Source organism: Bradyrhizobium retamae (assembly GCF_001440415.1).
Lineage (GTDB): Bacteria > Pseudomonadota > Alphaproteobacteria > Rhizobiales > Xanthobacteraceae > Bradyrhizobium > Bradyrhizobium retamae.
In genome coordinates, this window is record NZ_LLYA01000156.1 from 26,566 (window position 1) to 44,642 (window position 18,077).

19 protein-coding genes are annotated in these 18,077 nt (G+C 62.8%); 9 read left to right on the forward strand and 10 right to left on the reverse strand.

All coding sequences use genetic code 11. The features are described 5' to 3' along the window. Positions 1-389: 389 nt before the first annotated feature. Positions 390-773, reverse strand: coding sequence for a YybH family protein (locus CQ13_RS18905; RefSeq protein WP_245309227.1), 384 nt, complete (start codon positions 771-773; stop codon positions 390-392). Between the two features lie 72 nt (positions 774-845). Between CQ13_RS18905 and CQ13_RS41210 the strand changes: the two genes are divergently transcribed. Both CQ13_RS41210 and CQ13_RS41215 read left to right on the forward strand, forming a co-directional pair. Beyond that, positions 846-1,226 carry a winged helix-turn-helix transcriptional regulator gene (locus CQ13_RS41210; RefSeq protein ID WP_082637540.1) on the forward strand — a complete coding sequence of 127 codons (381 nt, stop codon included), beginning with the start codon at positions 846-848 and terminating at the stop codon, positions 1,224-1,226. A gap of 165 nt (positions 1,227-1,391) precedes the next feature. After that, positions 1,392-1,748, forward strand: coding sequence for a VOC family protein (locus tag CQ13_RS41215; protein WP_197427369.1), 357 nt, complete (start codon positions 1,392-1,394; stop codon positions 1,746-1,748). Between the two features lie 231 nt (positions 1,749-1,979). Here the strand turns inward: CQ13_RS41215 and CQ13_RS18910 are convergent, their stop codons facing one another. Beyond that, positions 1,980-3,770 carry a peptide ABC transporter substrate-binding protein gene (locus CQ13_RS18910; protein WP_057844350.1) on the reverse strand — a complete coding sequence of 597 codons (1,791 nt, stop codon included), beginning with the start codon at positions 3,768-3,770 and terminating at the stop codon, positions 1,980-1,982. 181 nt (positions 3,771-3,951) lie between these two features. Here CQ13_RS18910 and CQ13_RS18915 point away from each other — a divergent pair, with 181 nt between their 5' ends. Next, positions 3,952-5,115: a Kelch repeat-containing protein gene (locus CQ13_RS18915; RefSeq protein WP_082637541.1), complete on the forward strand. Its 1,164-nt coding sequence runs from the start codon at positions 3,952-3,954 to the stop codon at positions 5,113-5,115. A 19-nt stretch (positions 5,116-5,134) separates the two neighbouring features. On the opposite strand, the gene CQ13_RS18920 is transcribed toward CQ13_RS18915, so the two are convergent. From CQ13_RS18920 to CQ13_RS18930, 3 genes are all read right to left on the reverse strand, one after another. Then, the gene (locus CQ13_RS18920; protein ID WP_057844351.1) at positions 5,135-5,482 is read right to left on the reverse strand and encodes a hypothetical protein; all 348 of its coding nucleotides are present in this window, start codon (positions 5,480-5,482) and stop codon (positions 5,135-5,137) included. Positions 5,483-5,573: 91 nt separating this feature from the next. Continuing rightward, positions 5,574-6,524, reverse strand: coding sequence for an oxygenase MpaB family protein (locus tag CQ13_RS18925; RefSeq protein WP_057844352.1), 951 nt, complete (start codon positions 6,522-6,524; stop codon positions 5,574-5,576). 57 nt (positions 6,525-6,581) lie between these two features. Further along, on the reverse strand, positions 6,582-7,766 hold the full coding sequence (locus CQ13_RS18930) for an MFS transporter (RefSeq protein WP_057844353.1): 1,185 nt from the start codon (positions 7,764-7,766) through the stop codon (positions 6,582-6,584). 275 nt (positions 7,767-8,041) lie between these two features. On the opposite strand from CQ13_RS18930, the gene CQ13_RS18935 reads away from it, so the two are divergent. After that, the gene (locus CQ13_RS18935) at positions 8,042-8,926 is read left to right on the forward strand and encodes a lytic transglycosylase domain-containing protein (RefSeq protein ID WP_057844354.1); all 885 of its coding nucleotides are present in this window, start codon (positions 8,042-8,044) and stop codon (positions 8,924-8,926) included. Between the two features lie 72 nt (positions 8,927-8,998). On the opposite strand, the gene CQ13_RS18940 is transcribed toward CQ13_RS18935, so the two are convergent. Then, positions 8,999-9,316: a hypothetical protein gene (locus tag CQ13_RS18940; RefSeq protein ID WP_057844411.1), complete on the reverse strand. Its 318-nt coding sequence runs from the start codon at positions 9,314-9,316 to the stop codon at positions 8,999-9,001. Between the two features lie 178 nt (positions 9,317-9,494). Here CQ13_RS18940 and CQ13_RS43135 point away from each other — a divergent pair, with 178 nt between their 5' ends. Next, positions 9,495-9,704: a hypothetical protein gene (locus CQ13_RS43135; protein ID WP_156433750.1), complete on the forward strand. Its 210-nt coding sequence runs from the start codon at positions 9,495-9,497 to the stop codon at positions 9,702-9,704. A gap of 30 nt (positions 9,705-9,734) precedes the next feature. On the opposite strand, the gene CQ13_RS18945 is transcribed toward CQ13_RS43135, so the two are convergent. The 3 genes from CQ13_RS18945 to CQ13_RS18955 all read right to left on the reverse strand — a co-directional run bounded on the left by CQ13_RS18945 (position 9,735) and on the right by CQ13_RS18955 (position 12,054). After that, positions 9,735-10,562 carry an ABC transporter substrate-binding protein gene (locus CQ13_RS18945; RefSeq protein WP_156433755.1) on the reverse strand — a complete coding sequence of 276 codons (828 nt, stop codon included), beginning with the start codon at positions 10,560-10,562 and terminating at the stop codon, positions 9,735-9,737. A gap of 74 nt (positions 10,563-10,636) precedes the next feature. Continuing rightward, on the reverse strand, positions 10,637-11,359 hold the full coding sequence (locus CQ13_RS18950) for an ABC transporter ATP-binding protein (RefSeq protein ID WP_156433751.1): 723 nt from the start codon (positions 11,357-11,359) through the stop codon (positions 10,637-10,639). 2 nt (positions 11,360-11,361) lie between these two features. Further along, complete coding sequence (locus CQ13_RS18955) at positions 11,362-12,054, reverse strand: ABC transporter permease (RefSeq protein ID WP_057844356.1); 693 nt, start codon at positions 12,052-12,054, stop codon at positions 11,362-11,364. A 92-nt stretch (positions 12,055-12,146) separates the two neighbouring features. Here CQ13_RS18955 and CQ13_RS18960 point away from each other — a divergent pair, with 92 nt between their 5' ends. Continuing rightward, the gene (locus tag CQ13_RS18960) at positions 12,147-13,031 is read left to right on the forward strand and encodes a substrate-binding domain-containing protein (protein ID WP_057844413.1); all 885 of its coding nucleotides are present in this window, start codon (positions 12,147-12,149) and stop codon (positions 13,029-13,031) included. Positions 13,032-13,186: 155 nt separating this feature from the next. After that, positions 13,187-13,840, forward strand: coding sequence for a class I SAM-dependent methyltransferase (locus tag CQ13_RS18965; RefSeq protein WP_197427370.1), 654 nt, complete (start codon positions 13,187-13,189; stop codon positions 13,838-13,840). A 151-nt stretch (positions 13,841-13,991) separates the two neighbouring features. Here the strand turns inward: CQ13_RS18965 and CQ13_RS18970 are convergent, their stop codons facing one another. After that, positions 13,992-15,194, reverse strand: a complete 1,203-nt coding sequence (locus CQ13_RS18970) for a threonine ammonia-lyase (protein ID WP_057844414.1) — start codon at positions 15,192-15,194, stop codon at positions 13,992-13,994. A gap of 226 nt (positions 15,195-15,420) precedes the next feature. On the opposite strand from CQ13_RS18970, the gene CQ13_RS18975 reads away from it, so the two are divergent. Further along, entirely contained in the window at positions 15,421-16,098 is a 678-nt protein-coding gene (locus CQ13_RS18975; protein ID WP_057844358.1) for a response regulator, read from the forward strand. Beyond that, the gene (locus CQ13_RS18980) at positions 16,095-18,041 is read left to right on the forward strand and encodes a sensor histidine kinase (protein WP_057844359.1); all 1,947 of its coding nucleotides are present in this window, start codon (positions 16,095-16,097) and stop codon (positions 18,039-18,041) included. Before CQ13_RS18975 ends, CQ13_RS18980 begins: the two co-directional genes overlap by 4 nt. The last annotated feature ends 36 nt before the right edge of the window (positions 18,042-18,077 follow it).

Sequence of the window (18,077 nt, forward strand, 5' to 3'; positions counted from 1 at the left end):
AGATCTGCCCTTTCGGCACGATGATCCGATCGTCGCGGCCAGTGACAACCGGCCGGACGCGCTGTCCGCACTATCGATATTGGTTTGCGCAGCCGGAGCATTACCGCTCACGGCGAACCGTGAAGAGCTTACATTGTTTTGCAGCCTGCACGTGTGAGCTAGCTAACAGTTGCGATGCAGGTCACCTGCAATTCGACATTCCCATCTGCCGCGCCTGAACAGGAGAGCGTTCATTGCCGCGGCTGCCGGCGCGACAGTCGGTTGCGCGCCGGCGCTGGCGCAGCATGCGGGCCATGGCATTACGGTGGCGGTGCACTCAATTGGCGCGTCACGCCTTCGCTGGCATCATCTGCGATTAGGCACCGTAATTCGCATGATAACCCTTCCACTTAGATGATGCGTGGCAGGGTAGCGCCCGCTGCGTGGTCGATGACGTAGCGCCAGGTACCATCGGACTGGCGGCGGACCAACTCGACCGAACTGCCGGACGCCACGATGGAGCCGTCCTGGGTGCGCATCTCCCAATCTGCGCGCAGCAGAGCGACGTCACCGTGCTGGACGCAAAAGTTATTGCGCGACGTCATTGTGCCGGGCGCTTGCAGCAGACGCTGCAATCCACTAGCGATCGCGTCGAGCCCTATCAGACTTCGCTCGCTTCCATCCACGCGCAGGACGGCATCCACCTCGTAAAGCGAGAGCAGATTGTCTATGTCACGGCTGTTGAAAGCTTGAGCGAATGCCTCGTTCATCTGGGCTGGCTCAGTCACGGTCATGTTTCATCTCCTCGTTGGGGAGAAGAAAAAAGCACGCCCCTTCAGTGCTAACCAAACGGGAAGGAAGCCGCATTGTCATCTGCTGCGCTACGATTAGAACTCGACAATCCGAAACCGCGTCGTCCGGCAGATTGCCCGGTCGAGGATTGGCTGGCCTTCCTGGGCCACCGGTGGAACGCTCTTGTACTCTGGCACCTGAAGGACGGCCCGAAACGGCACGGAGAGTTGGCGGAGCTTCTACCGGGCGTATCTCCGAAGGTGCTTTCTGAGCGGTTGGATGGGCTTGAAGATCGAGGCCTGGTGCTGCGTTCCCCAACCACAGCGTTCCCACGGCGCGTGACCTACTCGCTCTCGCTCAAGGGCACCGAGCTCCTAAGCATCCTCGATCGGCTTGAGCTTTGGTCACGTCGGGATGATCGAGCGGCTGCTCGGTCGCATGATCACGCAAGCTGACGGAGTTAGCGTAGAATCGTGATCGCCCCCAAACATCCGAAGCTTGGCCTCATGCATTGCGGTGACACTGCCACCGTAATCGGGTTCGGGTGTGAACAACGCCGCTACCCGTAGCCGCCGGGAGAATGTGGTCACGAATAAGACCCACGTAGCGGAGACGCGGAGATGATCAGAATTGGCTCAATCGTGATCCATTGCTGTGAGTTTGAGCGCATGGTCGCATTTTGGCAGGGGGCCTTGCAATATACTCCGCGAGCGCCTGCGAGCGGTGGCTGGATTGTCCTTTGTGATCCTGAAGGCCATGAGCCCAACATATCGTTTCAGGCTCGCGATCGCCGCGGCTGGAGGAGAAGCTGGCTGCACTTGGACCTTTATACCGAGCACCAGCGGGAAGAAGTTCGTCGCCTGCTGACGATCGGAGCGAAACAGTATCCGTGGCGGTATCCGCAAAATGCTGATTACGTAGTATTACAGGATCCGGACGGCAATCTGTGTGGTGCAAAAGCCGAATGCCGAGCGTGAGGGAGAACCGGCTTGACTGCCGCGGGGCTTGCCCGCGAGCGGGTTGTGATCCTACGGACCTCGGGGTTTGGGCCAACGGGTTGGCATTACGGTGACGCTGACACCGTAATTCGATGATGGTATCGCACAGGCTCGGAGCCGCGATGGCAAGGCGCCGGAGAATCTATGTCCATCATCGTCCCGCCACCATCCGTTCAACCTTCAATATCAGGCACATCCGGACATCTTGCCTCACCCCTCCCGGTACCAGCTCGCGAGCTGCCACAGATCGTTGTCCCAGCCCGAGATATGCGCGGTCAGCTTGCCGCCGAGCGCCGCGACCCGAGTCCGGGAGACGATGGGCTGGATGTAATTGTCTGACACGACGAGGTCGTTGAGCTTGATGAATAGCGCCGCGCGCTTCACCGCGTCGAGCTCCCGCTCGACCTGCTTGTAGATCTCGTCGTATTCCTTGCTTTGCCAGCGCGAGACATTGCGCCCCTGCCACTTGTTTTCCTTGTTCGCCACCTGCCACGACGTGTACTGGTTCATGAAGAACTGTGGATCGGCCTGCGGCATGGTGGTGTTGTACATCTGCGCGTCGCAATAGAAATGCGTGTAGGTGTCGGGATTGGCGGCGTCGGAGGAGAAGAACACCGATCCCACCACCGACTTCAGCTCGACGTCGATGCCCGCTTTCTGGCACGCCTGCTTGACGATGGCCTGGGTCTTTTGCCTGGGCGCATTGATCGAGGTCTGGAACACGAACTTCAGCCGCTTGCCGTCCTTGGCGCGAATGCCGTCGCCGCCCTTTTTCCAGCCGGCGGTCTCGAGGATCTGGTTGGCCTTCTCGATGTTGAACTCGAATTTGGTGTTTTTCGACCGGAAGCGTTCTGGATTGTTGAGAAAGTTCGCGGTGGCCAACGCCGTGCGGCCATAGATGTGTTTCTCGATCGACGCACGATCGATCAATAGATTGATCGCCTGGCGCACGGCCGGATCGCTGAACAGCGGATGTTTGGTCTTTATGCTGGCGCGCTCGCCGTCGACCTCGACCGCGGGATCAGTCGAGTTGAGCTGCATGAATTCGACATTGCCTGACGGGGTGATGCTCACCTTGCCCTTTCCGACAGCCTCCAGCCTCAGCAGGATCTCGTCTTCGACCTGCATGTTCCAGGCATAGTCATATTCGCCGGTCTGCAGCACCGCGCGCGCCGCCGATACCGCGTCGCCGCCGCCCTTGACCTCCACCTCATCGAAATGCGGCCGGTTGGCGACGTGGTAATTGGGGTTGATCCTGGCGCGAAGCATGTCGCCCGGCTTGAAATCCACGAACAGATATGGGCCGGTGCCGACCGGCTTCAGATTGTTCGGCGCCTCGCGCGACTTGGCGCCGACGTAATCCTTGAACAGATGCTTCGGGATGATCATGCCGTAATTGCCAACGAAGGCGTCGGCCCAGAACGGCGTCGGTTTGGCAAAGGTGAGGCGGACGGTGAAGTCGTCGATCTTCTCGACCGTGATATCCTTGTAGTTGGCAATCGAGACCGCCGCGGTCTCCGGTGTTTTGGCATATTCCCAGGTGAAGACGACATCGTCGGCCGTGAACGGCATGCCGTCATGCCATTTGACGCCGCGTTTCAGCTTCCAAATCACCGAGCGGCCGTCCTCGGACAATCCATCATTCTCCTTGCTCGGAACCTCGGCCGCGAGGATCGGAACCAGGTTGCCGTCGCCATCCCATCCCGCCAGCGGCTCGTAGAAGATCCGGGAGCCTTCCTGATCCTTGGTGCCGACGGCGAAATGGGGATTGAGCAGGGTGATGGCCTGCCAATACATCAGTTTCAGCACGCCGCCGCCGCCGGCCTTGGTCGGCTTGTAGGGAAGCGCGGTCGCAGCCATCGCGACCCCGGACTGGCTCAGCATCATCCCGGCCATCGGCGCTGAAAGGCCTGCGGCGATCATTCGCTGGACAAAGGCCCGCCGCGACAGCCGGCCGGTCTTGACGTCTGCAATCAGGTCTCGAAGGTCCCGTTCTTTCATGGGCCGACTCCCTTAACTGGTGCCGAATGCTTGGTCACTCGCGACGCTGCAAATGGATCAGGTCAGCGCGAACCTGTCAAAGCAGGATCCGGGCCACCGCAGTTCACGGAGTTGTTGTCTTGACCGCACTCGCCTTTGTTACGACCATCGATGATCCAGCGCCTCTAGCCTAGGAGCTCTCATGTCTTCATCCGATCTGCCGCGCCTGAACAGGAGAGCTTTCGTTGCCGTGGCTGCCGGCGCGACCGTCGGTTGCGCGCCGGCGCTCGCCCAGCATGCGGGCCATGGCACGCCGTCAGGGACAGCGCTGCCTGAAGCAGCGCCCTCCTCCGATCCGTTCGCCCGGCTTCAGGGCGGCACGCCGCATCACCTCACCACCGAGCAGATTGCCCAGCGGAAGGTGGACAGTCCCGCGCCGAAGGGCCCGCAGGGGCGCTGGACACCGAAGGCGGCGTTGCCGCTGCCGCGAAGCGAAATGGCCTGGGCCACCGCCTGGGCGGGGCGCATGCATATTGTCGGCGGCTATGGCGAAGGCCGTGTCGACCGCGCCTATCATCATGTCTACGATCCGAAGGACGATCGATGGTTCAACGCCGCGCCATTGCCGCGCGGCGCCAACCATGTTGCCGTCGTGGCGGATGCGGGGCGCGTCTACGCGCTCGGCGGCTTCATCGAGCAGAACCGCAATCCCGATCCGAATGCGTTTTTCTACGACGTGGCCGCCGACAAGTGGACGACGATCGCACCTTTGCCGCGCTCGCGTGGCGCTGCCGCGGCAGTCGCACTCGATGGTAAGATACATCTGATCGGCGGCGCCGGCGCGCCAACCAACGAGCGCGCCAGTGTCGGCTGGCATGAGGTCTATGACCCGAAAACCGACAAGTGGGAAATTCGGAAGGCGCTCCCCGCCGCTCGCGACCATGTCGGCGCTGTCGCCTATAACGGCATGATCCACATCATCGGCGGCCGCTTCAACACCTTTGAATACAACACCGACCTTCACCACGTTTATCTGCCTGCGCTCGACACCTGGAAGGAGCGCGCGCCGCTGCCCATGGCACGGTCAGGCCACGGCCTCGTCGTCTACCGCGACCGCTTGTTCGCGATGGGCGGCGAATACGGCGTGCAGGACAGAGGCCAGATCTCGCAAGGCGTCGTATTCGGTCAGATGGAGAGTTACGATCCGCAAGAGAATACCTGGCAATCTCATGCGCCGATGCTGACACCGCGGCACGCGGTCGGCGCCACCACGATCGGCGATACCATCTACGTTGCGGGCGGAGGCGCCGTGACGGGCGGTGCGGTCCAGTCCTCCGTGCATGAGGCGTTTACGCTGGCTGTTTGATTCGCTTCGAAAGACCAACTCAGATCCGTTTCCTCATTTCGTCGCCGACCACGCGAAGATCGATCCTGCCGATCAGATCGGAACGAAGCGCCTCGGCCTCGCTGATGGCGGCCATGGTCTGCCGCAAGGTGCTGACGTTCGAGCCGAGCGACACGATGCCGCCCAGCACCGCGGCAATCGAGCCGAGGGCTGCGACCTGATTGGATCCGAGCAGGCCAAGCATCGTGACGAGCATCAATCCGGCGCCGGCCGCGATCACCGCCTTCGAGACCAGCGTGATCTTGCGGCAGCGCTCGGCGATCTCGGCCAGCTCCTCAAGCCGCGCTTCGATCCGCGAAATTTCGTCACTCGGGTCGTCCTCATCCATGAATATCAAAATCCGGTTCTGCAAGGTTCGTTTCAAGAATCGTCGGCGGGCAGATCTCTTACCGCAAATGACACGCCGATGCCCGTCGGCCTCACTTCTCCCGATGATCATCCAGCCGCGGTCGTCCGGTCCACGCCCGATTGAGCCATCGGGTAGCCAGCTCGAGGCGCGGCTTTCCCTGCAGCCGCGCCTGGGCCTCGTGATAGGGGCCGACGTAGCGGAGGCGGCTCGGCAGGTGAGGATATAGGCGACGTGTCCACTTGAGCGCGCGATCCGCGGCTCTCTGATCGCGTTCGTCGAGATCGAAGCCGAAGCCTGTGCGCAGCCGCTCGGGCAACATCCGTGCGCTCAGGGCAACGTACCAGCGTGGCGGCCGCAACCACGGACGTGCGCCGGTCAAGATGTGGTGGGCCACGTCACGCGCCGCGGTGCTGACGGACAGGGTATCCGATCGAGCCATCGCGGCGTTGTAATCGACGAAGGATGACCAATCCGCCGGCAGGTCCGCAGGGGTCAACCCGAACAATGCGCCGAACAGCCGGCTTTCGGCCCAATATTGCTCGCGCTCTTCGGGCGAGAGCGGAGGCAAGACGAGGTCGTGCGCGATGGCGGCGGTTTCGACGAGGGTAGCGTGGACCCAGCGCAGCGCGGCGATGTCGTTGGCATTGTAGGATGAGCCTTGCGCGAAGCAGCCGCTCGCCTCGGGCAACACGCCGGAGATCATCGCGTGCCGCCGGTGCAGGCGCCGGGCCGCTGCAGTCGCGCCATCGAGCGAACCGAACACCATTGTAAACATCAGCTCAAAGGTTCGATGAAAGCGGCCGACCGGATCGGCAAAGGTGCGCGAGTGCTCGGCAACGGCGGTCGCGACCCAGGGATGCGCCAGTTGAAGCAACAAGGCGCGCCCGGCTCCCAGAAAGATCACGGCTTCCCTGTCGATCCGCCACGTCATCGACGCCGGGCCAAAGATACCCTCAGCCGGCCCGGCGGCGCCGGCCCTGACGGCATCGAGAGTAGCGTCTAGATCGCTTTCCGAGACCAATTGGCAAACCTTCCAGACAGATCGACCTGTTTTTCGCGATGCGGATTCTATCGCAACTCAGCGTGCGCGGGCAGAAATATCCCGAGCATCGGTAAAGCCAAACCAGGCGAGCGGCAACGCGAGGCCGCAGAGCACCGCCATCGCAACGAACGCCCCTCCCCCATACCTGGCATAGAAAAGTCCTGAAAGCAGCGTCAGTGCGGCCGTCACCACGCCCGAACCAAACGCGTAGATTGCTTGAGCCGTTGCGGCCATTCTGGTGGGGACAAGAGCTGCCATCAACCGCATGCAAGAAAGATGCAGCAGCGCGAACGTCAATCCGTGCAGCGGCTGCACCATTGCGAGCGCCACAACGGAAGTCGTCGTCCCCGCGACCGACCAGCGGATGATTCCGGCTGTTGCCGCCAACGCCGCCGCACCACGCGCGCCGATCCGGTTGAGCAAGGCCGGTCCGATCAGAAAGAACACGATGACTTCTGCGGCGACGGCCTCCGACCACAAGACGCTTATGACGGAGGTATCTATTCCGGCATTGCTCCACCGGATCACCGCAAAGGCGTCATGCATGGCGTGGCTGCCATAGATCAGAGCGGAGACGAGGATCAGGATTCGGAATCGCGCGATTCCAAGGAGTCCACGAACCTCGCTCGCAAGCTGCGATACGCCGGTATGCGGCGCCGATGGAGCTGAAACCCTGGGTACCAACGTGGTTGCCCCAGCGGCAGCGACAAGCAGGGCTGCGTTCAGCCAGATCACACGCGTCAGGTCAGTGGACGTTATGAGTTGCCCGATGATCAGCGTACCGCAGACGAATGCCGCCGATGCCGAACCGCGGATCCAGCCGTATTCGAACGGCCGCCCGGCGATCTGCGGCCTGGCCGCGTTGACCGACAACGCGTCGGCCATCGACGTCGTAGGCGCCAGTGCCACGGCTTGAACCAGCGCCAAAAGCAGCAACCGCCAAAAGCCATCGGCCCACAGCAACGCCACAGCCGTTGCTGCTGCCAGGGCGGCGCAGAGTGCGAGCACGAGGCGCAACGATTGCAGGAAGTCTGCAAACATCCCGACGAGCGGACCGGCGACAAGACGCGCCAGCAACGCAGCCGCCAATATCGAGCCGATCTGCTCGGGCGTGAGCGCTCTGGTTTCAAAAAACTTCGGCCAGAACGGCGATGCCACGCCAAACGCCGCGTACAGCGCGGCGTAAAGAGCTATGTAGGCGACCGGCCCAGGAACGCGCATTTCTGAAAGTTCCTCTCGGTAGAATTACGGCCACAAAGAACACTGCTCTGCCGTAGTTCATCCGCGAAATCTCCACATCCAACTTCTATCCGACCGGCCTTCACAGAAATGGATGGAAGTTGATGCGATATCTTTTCGCCGCCGTGATTGCTGCGTTCGTAGTCGCGGTGGACTTTGAAAGTTCCGGAATCAAGTCAGTATGGATGGAACCATCTTTCGTTGTCGCCGAAGCGCAATCGGAACCCGCCACGACATCGAAATCTCACACAGGAGCTATGACCGCGTCGGTTGAATACTCGCAAGAACCGGACGCAACAAACGCCGTCACCGCGCCGCATGAGTCGGCAACGACAGCCGATGCCGCGACTCATGCAGCCGCTGCGGTCAACGAGGGGTCCGCGCCACCGAACCCGATCTGTGAAGCGGTCAGGAGTGCCGCTGAGGAACACGATATTCCGATCGGGTTTTTCGTGCGCCTGCTCTGGCAGGAAAGCAGGTTTAAAACGGCGGAGGTCAGTTCGGCAGGCGCGCAGGGTATTGCGCAATTCATGCCGCGAACGGCGGTCGAAATGGGCTTGAGAGATCCGTTCGATCCGCTGCAGGCGATTCCTGCGTCGGCAAGATTTCTTCGCAAGCTTTATAATCAGTTCGGAAATCTCGGGCTTGCGGCGGCAGCGTACAATGCAGGCGGCGGCAGGATCGAGAAGTGGTTATCGCGACGCGGCGCGTTGCCGAAGGAAACGCGCGCTTACGTCAAGATCATCACCGGCCACAAGGCCGAAGCCTGGACGGACGAAGACAATACCGTCCGCATGCCGACGGACCTGCCGGATAAGGCGCCATGTGAAGGGGTCGGTGGCCTGTCGAAGGAAGACCAGATCGCCGAAGTGCCGGTCGATCTGGCGCCTTCCATCAGCGGGATGTTGCGAAAGGCCGACATTGCCGAAGAGAACCACGCAGCTCTCAAAAAGCGACGGGTCGTTGCAAGCCGAACCGCAAGGGCCGTACGTACGGCATTCCGGAATGCGAATGCCCGGGTAACGCGGCTGGCAGCAAAGGCTGCGACACGGAAGCCCGGCAAGCAATCCGGCACCCGCTTGGCGTCGGCCGCCGGCAACGGCAGCCGGACAAAGTCATCGAAAGCATCGCGGGAATTATAGGCTCGGATCGACCCGCACGTTGATAAGCAAAAAAGCCCGCACTGCTGCGGGCTTTTTTCTCGCCAGCCTGTCTTACCAGCGGCCGGTGCCGAAGCTGAAGGTTATGCCAGGACCGCCGCCGTAATAGCGGGGACCGTAGTACCCGTACCGGCGCGGCGCGTAGTAGCCGTAGCTATCGTAGTACGGGCGATAGTGCCGGTGGCCCCAGCGGTGATGGTGGCCCCAGTGCCGATGACGCCAGTGGCGGCGATGGGCGCTGAAGTCAGTGGAAGACGACTGCACGGTATCCGTCGAAGGTTTCGCCTTCACCGCACTGTCGGCGGCGTTGGCGGCGGAACCGCCGATCAGCGCAGCAGCACCAACGGCAAACACGATGGCTAGTTTCTTCATCATCGAACTCCAGTGATTGTGTCGACTCTACCGAGTCTAATCACCGCGCCGCGATCACGTTCCGTCTGCGACATTAAGACCGTTACAGGTCCTTGAACAGATATTCATGAATATGAACGGTGGTTCCTTCGACGAGAGTAGCGTTGCACGGCTTCGCGCCGGGGCTTAAGCATCGTCGGTGATCGGAAATCAGCGACATTGCAGATGTGGCGCGATCTACCACCGCACCGAGGCGATGGCGGCCTCGCGCGAGATCGACAGTTTTGAGTGCACGGCTTGCGGCGCTACGCTCGAGAATTGGGACACTGCGTGGGTGCCGATCTATCGCCTGATCACGATTCCAGCAATCAAGCCTGACGAAACGCCGCCGACTGCAAGCGAACCGTGACTATTGCGCGGGACTGATCGCAGCCGGCAATCACGCGCCGGAATCGCTGGCGTTGGGATAGAACAACTGCTCGCCGTTGATCCTGTAATCGGCGATCGCCTTCTGTCCCTCTGATGACACCAGCCAGTCGATGAATTGTTGGCCGAGATCCTTCTTGACGCTCGGATGCTTCTCCGGATTCACCAGCATGACGCCGTACTGGTTGAACAGGCGCTTGTCGCCTTCGACGGCAATTCCGAGATCGCCGCGGTTCTTGAACGACAGCCAGGTGCCGCGATCGGCGAGCACATAGGCGTTCGCGGCGGAAGCGGTGTTGAGCGCAGCGCCCATGCCCTGCCCGATCTCCTTGTACCAGGGACCCTTCTCCTTGGCGATGTCGATGCCGGCGATCTTCCAGAGATTGAGCTCCGCCTGATGCGTGCCGGACTTGTCGCCGCGCGAGATGAAATCGGCCCCCTTCGCCTTGATCGCGGAGAGCGCAGCAACGATGTCTTTCGAGCCCTTGATGCCGGCCGGGTCACTCTTCGGCCCGATCAGGATGAAGTCGTTGTACATCACGGGATGGCGCCTGACGCCAAAACCCTCGAACACGAATTTTTCTTCCGCAGGTTTGGCGTGGACGAACACGACGTCGGCATCGCCGCGGCGGCCGGTATCGAGCGCTTGTCCCGTACCTTGCGCCACCACTTTGACGTCGATGCCGGTCCTGGCCTTGAACATCGGCAGGATATAGCCGAACAGGCCGGAATCCTGCGTCGAGGTGGTCGAAGCCACCACGATCGATTTATCCTGCGCGACGGCGTGGCTTGCGAAAACCAGGCTGGCGGTCGCCGCAATCAGCAGACGGCGCGTGAGCATGCTCATTTGATTTCCCTTCTTTAGTTTGCGCATGACTTTTCGGAAAACCGGTAACCACTTTTCCGGATCATGCGCTAAATCAATAGTTCGCCGGCGAGGAACGCTCCCGCCTCGGGGGTTTGCGGCGCGTCGAAGAACGATGCGGCTGCACCGGTTTCGACAATTCGGCCGCGGTGAAGCATGACGATTTCGCCGGCGAGCCTGCGCGCTTCGCCGAGATCGTGGGTCGCCATCACGACCTTGATGTTGCGCTCGCTGACGGCACGGATGATGTCTTCCACCGCCTTGGTGGCGATGGGGTCGAGGCTCGCGGTCGGCTCGTCCAAAAACAGCACCGCCGGATCGCGCGCTAGCGCCCGTGCCAGCGCCAGCCGCTGCTGCTCGCCGCCGGAGAGCCTTCGCGCCGCGCGGTCGGCGAGCGCGTGCAAGCCGACCAGTTCGAGCAACTCGGCTATGCGTCGCGCATGCTCCGCGTGCGGAATACCGGCGGCGCGCAGCGCAAAACGGAGATTGGCGGCGGCGCTGCGCCGGAGCATCGCCGGACGCTGAAACACGATCGCGCGCTTCAGCGGCGGGACGTGTTCAAGCCCGCCCCAGGTGATGCGCCCGCGCGAAGGTGCCAGCAGCCCCATCGCCAGGCGCAAGAGCGTCGATTTGCCCGAGCCGTTGGGGCCGATCAGCACCGTGGGCAGGCCCGGCGCCAGCGTGAGTGCGATGTCGTCGAGGATTGTGACCCCGCCAGCCGCTACCGTGACGCCATCAAATTTGATCGGCAGTTCGCTCGAAGGCGCGCGCATGGTCATCCCGCCAATCGCTCGCCGGCACGGCGCACGCTCCACGCCAGCGCGTTGACCGCGATCACGATCGAAATCAGCACGAGGCCGAGGCCGACCGCGAGCGGCAGGTCGCCCTTGGAAGTCTCCAGCGCAATCGCCGTCGTCATCGTGCGGGTGAAGCCTTCGATGTTGCCGCCGACGATGATGATGGCGCCGACCTCCGCCGCCGCGCGGCCGAAGCCGGCGAGCAGCGCCGTGACCAGGCTGAAGCGCGCGTCCCAGATCAGCGCCATGATGCGGCCGAGGGGCCCGAGGTTCATCGCGGTGAGTTCGTCGCGGTATTCGAGCCAGAGATCCTCGATGGTCTGGCGCGTCAGCGCAGCGATGATCGGCGTGACCAGCACCGTCTGCGCGACGATCATGGCGCTCGCGGTGAACAACAGGCCAAACGCGCCGAGTGGCCCGGAGCGCGACAGCGCGAGATACACCGCGAGGCCGACAACGACCGGCGGCAGGCCCATCAAGGCGTTGAGCAGGACGATGATGCCCTGGCGACCGGGAAATCTCGTCAGCGCGATCCAGGCGCCCAACGGAATGCCGATCAGCGCGGCCAGCGCCACCGCTGATAGGCTGACGTAAAGCGACAGCCGCACGATCGCGAACAGCGCAGGATCGCCGGAGAGCACGAGTTGAAGGGCAGATGGGCCGTCTGGCATTTGTAATTCCAAGCTGGTACGTACATCTTGCGCAGATAGCGGCGATATGGTCAATTTCTGTAGTAACTGCACTTCAATGCATACTGGTGCCGATGCCGGAGCTCCTCACGACAGACGAAGCGGCGGATTATCTGCGGCTCTCCGAGCGCAAGCTCTACGAGCTGGTGGCAAACCGCGCGGTACCCTGCAGCAAGGTGACCGGCCGCTGGCTGTTTCCGCGCACGGCGCTGGACCGCTGGGTGTCCGCTGGACTCATTGCGCCTGCTGGCCTGGCACAGGTCGCGCCGCCGATCGTCGGCGGCAGCCACGATCCGCTGCTGGAATGGGGCTTACGTGAGAGCAATTCCGGCCTCGCCAGCCTGGCCGAAGGCAGCGAGGAAGGCCTGCGTCGGCTGACGCGTGGCGAGGTGATGGTCGCAGCGATCCATCTGCACCGGCTCGACGGCGATGACGACAGAGCCAATGTCGAGGCGGTCGCCGACGCGCCGGGCTTGCATGATGCAGTCGTGCTCGGCTTTGCGCGGCGCGAGCAGGGCATTCTGGTCGCATCAGGCAATCCGCTTGATCTCAGCGACATGGCCTCGATCGCGACCTTGCGCGCGCGGATGGCGCAACGCCCGCCCGGTGCCGGCGCGCAATTGCTGCTGCTCGCGCTACTGGCGCGCGCGGGCATCACGCTCGACGATCTGAAATTGGCAAAGCCCGCCTTCCCCACGGGACCCGATATCGCCCAAGCCATCCGCGCCGGCCGCATCGATTGCGGCATCGCGACGCGAAGCGTGGCGAAATCGGCAGGGCTCGATTTCGTCCCCGTCACCTGGGAGCGCTTCGACCTGGTGATGCGGCAGCGCGACTACTTCATGAAGGGACCGCAGGCCCTGTTCGACTTCATGCGCGGGCCGAGCTTCCGCGATCGCGCGGGCGAGCTCAGCGGGTACGACGTCAGCGACGCCGGCACGGTGCGACTGGTGAATTGAGGGGCGGACTCATTGGCGCCTAGCCAAATATGCGGATCAACGCGAGCATTTCATGGAACAGAACGGCCTCTACGATCGCCCTGATCTGTACGACTTGTTAGCGCCACGTGATCCGGCCTTGGAACAGTTCTACGTCGAGGTGGCTCGCGAACGAGGTGGTCGCGTCCTCCGATCTCGCGTGTGGAAGCGGTCGTCTCACCATTCCGCTGGCCCGATCGGGCCTACAAGTGACTGGAGGCGATCTATCCGCCACGATGCTCGAGCATGCGCGACGTTCCGCCGAGGCACAGGCGGTCCAGCTCGATCTGGTGCAGTTGGACATGCGCCATTTCGACCTTAATGGACGCACCTTCGACACCACCATTGTTGCCGTGAATTCGGTTCTGCACCTGCATAGCCTGGACGATTTCAAGGGCTTTTTTCAATCAGTGGCACGGCACCTATCACCGAAGGGCAGGCTTGTGTTCGACGCTTTCTTCCCGAATGTGGCCATGCTCAGCAGCGATCCTGACAGACGCCAACTAGTCGGAGCGATTGTCCATGACACTCAAGGCAAAATAATCGTCGAGGAGACTCTCAGATACGAACCTCTCACCCAAATCAGTCACGTGGATTGGTATTGGTCGACATCGGCAAAGAAAGATTTCTGGAGGACTCCTTTGCAGGTGCGAAACATCTTTCCGCAAGAGATGCCGCTGCTAATAGCATCAGGTGGCTTGCGCCTCGTCGATCGCTTTGGTGATTTTGACCGCAGCCCGCTTGCGGCTGGGAGCGCGCGACAAGTATGCGTGTGTGCTGACCAGGGATGATAAAATAGTACCGACAAGTGGGGCGTCGGCTGAGACCTGCAGCAACTGAGCTGGAAGGCCGTTTTGCCATGCATGTGGCTTTGCTTGATGTAGAGGCGGCTCCTGCTTGTGGCTCTTCTCGGGCGACATGCTTTGCTCAAAAACGACATGCCTACCTTCGCCCCGGCAGCCACGCGACAAACCCCGCCTCCCCAAGCCGCTTCATCACCTCGTCCAGATGCGCGCGATCCCTGGTCTCGATGACGACTTCGAGCAAGGTCCCCTTGGCGGGCAGATCCGAGAACGTCCGTTGGTGCGAGACTTCGATGATGTTGGCGCCGGCTTCGGCGAGCAGCGCCGAGACGGCGGCGAGCTGGCCGGGCCGGTCGACGATGTCGATCGCAATCTGGGTCAGCCGGCCCTCGCGCGCGAGTTCGCGGGTCAGCACGGAGGCGATCAGCCGGGTATCGATGTTGCCGCCGGTTAGCACAAGGCCGACATTGCGGCCGGCAAAACGCTCCGGCGCTGCCAGCACCGCCGCAAGGCCTGTGGCGCCGGCGCCCTCGACCACGGTCTTTTCGATCGCGATCAGCATCGCCACCGCCCGCTCGATCTGGTCTTCGGTAACGAGAACGATGTCGTCGACGAGATGGCGGATGATTTCGGTGGTGATTCGGCCCGGCACCTTAACCGCAATGCCCTCGGCAAGCGTATCGCCGCGCATCGGCAGACGATCGCCCTTGATGGCGTTGTACATCGAGGGATAGAGCTGCGCCTGCACGCCGACGATCTGCAGATCCGGCTTCAGCGATTTGGCCGCAACCGCCATGCCGGAAATCAGCCCGCCACCGCCGATCGGCACCACCAGCGTATCGAGCTGCGGCGCCGCCCGGAGCATTTCCAGCGCGATGGTGCCCTGCCCCGCGATGATCAAGGGATCATCGTACGGATGGATCATGATCATGCCGTGCGCCTCGCCATGAGTGCGCGCGAATTCGCCGGCCTCTTCCAGCGTCTTGCCGGAGATGATCGTATTCGCGCCGTGACGTCGCGTGTTCTCGATCTTCACCATTGGGGTGCCGATCGGCATCACGATCGCTGCGGGTATGCCGAGTCGGTTGGCATGATAGGCCACGCCCTGCGCGTGGTTGCCGGCCGACATCGCGATCACGCCGCGCCGCCGCTCCTCCGGCGATAGCGCCAGCAGCCGGTTGAGCGCGCCGCGCTCCTTGAAGGTCGAGGTGAACTGCAGGTTCTCGAATTTGAGCCAAAGGTTGCAGCCGCAGATCTCGCTCAGCGTCCGGCTCTGGTCGCATTCGGTAACGAGGACTGACCCGGCAATGGACGCGCCCGCGGCCGTGATGTCCTCGGGCATGACGGCAAGGCGGCCGGGTTCGGAACCGACTTTCGTCGGCGGTACATTTTTAGGAGGATTCGGCATTTCGGTGGCCTCGTTGAGAGGCAATCGTATAGGCTTTTTCCGCTCCCTTCGCCTCCCTCGAATCTCGTAAAAATCCCGCCCCATGAACATGGGTGTCGCAAAAAACTGCCACGGGGTTACACTTGCGCGGGCTGCAGGGACAGGCAGCCGGAGTTTTCAGATGAATTCATTGAGCGACGGGCCCAAGGCGGAAGCCATCACGGTCGTGCTGGTCGAGGACGACGCGCCGACGCTTTGGCGGCTGCAGGACGCGCTGGCCAAAGCCGGATACCAGGTCAGGGCCGCCGGCACGCTCGCGGAAGCCCGCGCCTGTCTCGCGCAAGGCGCGCCAAAGGTGCTGCTGACCGACCTTCAGTTGCCGGACGGTCATGGCGTCGACCTGATTCGCGAGACCCGCCGGCGCTTTCCCGATACCGAGATCATGGTGATCTCGATCCTCGGCGACGAGGAAAGCGTGATTTCGGCGATCACCGTCGGCGCGACAGGCTATCTGCTCAAGGACGCCTTCCCGACCGACATCGCCGCCACCGTGCGCGACCTCGTCGCCGGCCATTCGCCGATCTCGGCCTCGATCGCGCGTTTCATCGTGCGCCGGACCCAGAGCACGCCGGAGCCGCCGCCCGGCCCAGTACTCAACACCGCCAAACTGACGCCGCGCGAAATCGACATTCTCTGGGGCATCGCCAAGGGCTTTAGCTATGCCGAGATCGCCAGCCATCTCGGCCTGTCACGGCAAACCGTGCCCGGGCATATCAAGAGCATCTATCGCAAGCTCGAAGTTCATACCCGGGGCGAGGCGGTGTTCGAGGCGGTCCAGCAGGGCTTGATCAAGTTGTGAACGATCACGGCGACGACGTGCAACCGGAGCTGCCCGGCCGCGCGCGGCGTCGGCTGCGGTCGTCCCGTCTCATCCGGTATCTGCTGCTGCAGGCGGTGATCGCCGTCGCCGGCGTCACGGTGCTTCTGCAATCGCTGCCCGGACCTCCCGCGCAATATCAAGTGACGGCCTTTCAGCTCACCGAAGCCGGCGCCGAGCGGGCGGTGACGCTGCCGTACTTCTCACCGTTGCGGAATGCGATGAACGATCCGCCCCGCTTCAGGGGACACTTCATCCGCCCGGCCGACGAAGCCTCGCGGGCCTGGTCGGTGTTCCTGCCGCGTTTCACCAACGGCGTCGAGGTTACCGTCAACGATGTCGTGATCCTCGACAGCCGACGCGATCCCGCCGCCAACCGCCCCGACCGCAACACGCCGGCGATTGCGGTGATCCCCGCTTCCGTGCTGCGCGATGGCGACAACGCCATCTCGATCCGGCTGTTCATCTGGGGTCCGATCACAGGCTTCCTCGATCGCATCTGGGTCGGCCCGGACGAAGAGTTGCGCCCGACCTACAATCTCAGAACGCTGGTGTTCGTGACGTTGCCGGTTGTGTTCTCATCCTGGCAGGCGATTCTGGCGGTCATCCTCGGCATCATGTGGGTGATGCGTCGCCACGAGCCGGCCTACGGCGTTCTGGCGGCGGCGATGGCCGTGGGTGTCGGCCAGGCGTTCCTGCAAACGCCGATGGGTGAGACGCCGTTTTCCAGGTTCAATGTGATCCTGATTTCCTCCGCGCCGATCGAAAGCGCACTGGTGCTGGTCTTTGCGCTGCTGCTCTCGGGCTGGAAGTGGCAGCGCTACGCCTGGATCATCTTCATTCCGGGCATCGCATTGGCGCTGGCCGGCCTGTTCGGAAATCAGGCGCTGGTGCGCGCCCTCTTTCTGATTCTCGCCGTACCGATGGTCGGCATCTCCCTTCTCATTATGGCCGTCGTTACCGCGCGATCGGCGCTGCAACGGCAGAACGTCGCGAGCTTCCTGCTCGGCTGCGCGGTCACGATCATGCTGACCTGCTGGATCGTCGACCTGCTCTCGGTGTTTCAGATGATGCCCAACCGCATCTTCACCGCGCGGCTGTCCTATTCGGCGATGCTGGTCGCGATCGGCGCCGGGCTCACCTGGCGGTTCGCCCGGGCGCTGAACCAGATCGATGGCTTTGCCGGTCGCCTCGTCACCCAGGTGCGCGAGGCGGAGGAGAAGCTGAAGGCCAGTTTCGCCCGCGAGGAGGAGCGCGCCCGCGCCGCGGCGCTGGCGCGGGAGCGCACGCGCCTGATGCGCGACCTGCATGACGGGCTCGGCGGCCAGCTCGTAAGCATCGTGGCCTTGAGCGAACGCGGCAATGGCAGCGCGGGGATCGGCGAAGCGGCGCGCGCCGCGCTGAAGGATTTGCGCCTCGTCATCGACTCCATGGACGACATCGGCGGCGATCTGATGCTGGCGCTGGGCTCCTGGCGCGAACGCGCCATGGCGCAGCTTCGTCCGCATGACATCGCGCTCGACTGGCGCGCGGTCACCGCGCAGGGCCTGCCGGTTCATCCCGAGCTGCGACCGTGGCACGTCATCCAGATCGTGCGGCTGTTGGATGAAGCGGTGACCAATGCGGTCAAGCACGCCGAGGCGCGGCGCATTACGGTGAGGATCGAGACACTGGCGGGCGCCGACGGCCTCGAGCGCGGCTGCATCACCGTCGAGGATGACGGCAGGGGGTTTGAGATCGCGCCTGACGGCGGAGCCGCCGGAGCGGCGAAAACGGCGCGCGGCCTGCGCAACATGCGAAGCCGTGCCGCGCGCTGCGGCGCGGAGCTGGAACTGAGCTCCTGCGCCCAAGGGACTAACAAGGGCACGCGCGTGAGGCTGACCTTGCCCCACCGCTTTCCCGACAGCGATGGCGCTGCCGGTTAGCATGCACATTTTTAGTTACGCGTTTTCTTTACGCGA

Coding starts and splice junctions, on each gene's coding strand:
- CQ13_RS18905 (WP_245309227.1), bottom strand. CDS start 773: ATGACCGTGACTGAGCCAGCCCAGATGAACGAGGCATTCGCTCAAGCT.
- CQ13_RS41215 (WP_197427369.1), top strand. CDS start 1,392: ATGATCAGAATTGGCTCAATCGTGATCCATTGCTGTGAGTTTGAGCGC.
- CQ13_RS18910 (WP_057844350.1), bottom strand. CDS start 3,770: ATGAAAGAACGGGACCTTCGAGACCTGATTGCAGACGTCAAGACCGGC.
- CQ13_RS18915 (WP_082637541.1), top strand. CDS start 3,952: ATGTCTTCATCCGATCTGCCGCGCCTGAACAGGAGAGCTTTCGTTGCC.
- CQ13_RS18920 (WP_057844351.1), bottom strand. CDS start 5,482: ATGGATGAGGACGACCCGAGTGACGAAATTTCGCGGATCGAAGCGCGG.
- CQ13_RS18930 (WP_057844353.1), bottom strand. CDS start 7,766: ATGCGCGTTCCTGGGCCGGTCGCCTACATAGCTCTTTACGCCGCGCTG.
- CQ13_RS18935 (WP_057844354.1), top strand. CDS start 8,042: ATGACCGCGTCGGTTGAATACTCGCAAGAACCGGACGCAACAAACGCC.
- CQ13_RS18940 (WP_057844411.1), bottom strand. CDS start 9,316: ATGAAGAAACTAGCCATCGTGTTTGCCGTTGGTGCTGCTGCGCTGATC.
- CQ13_RS18945 (WP_156433755.1), bottom strand. CDS start 10,562: ATGCTCACGCGCCGTCTGCTGATTGCGGCGACCGCCAGCCTGGTTTTC.
- CQ13_RS18950 (WP_156433751.1), bottom strand. CDS start 11,359: ATGCGCGCGCCTTCGAGCGAACTGCCGATCAAATTTGATGGCGTCACG.
- CQ13_RS18955 (WP_057844356.1), bottom strand. CDS start 12,054: ATGCCAGACGGCCCATCTGCCCTTCAACTCGTGCTCTCCGGCGATCCT.
- CQ13_RS18960 (WP_057844413.1), top strand. CDS start 12,147: ATGCCGGAGCTCCTCACGACAGACGAAGCGGCGGATTATCTGCGGCTC.
- CQ13_RS18970 (WP_057844414.1), bottom strand. CDS start 15,194: ATGCCCGAGGACATCACGGCCGCGGGCGCGTCCATTGCCGGGTCAGTC.
- CQ13_RS18975 (WP_057844358.1), top strand. CDS start 15,421: ATGAATTCATTGAGCGACGGGCCCAAGGCGGAAGCCATCACGGTCGTG.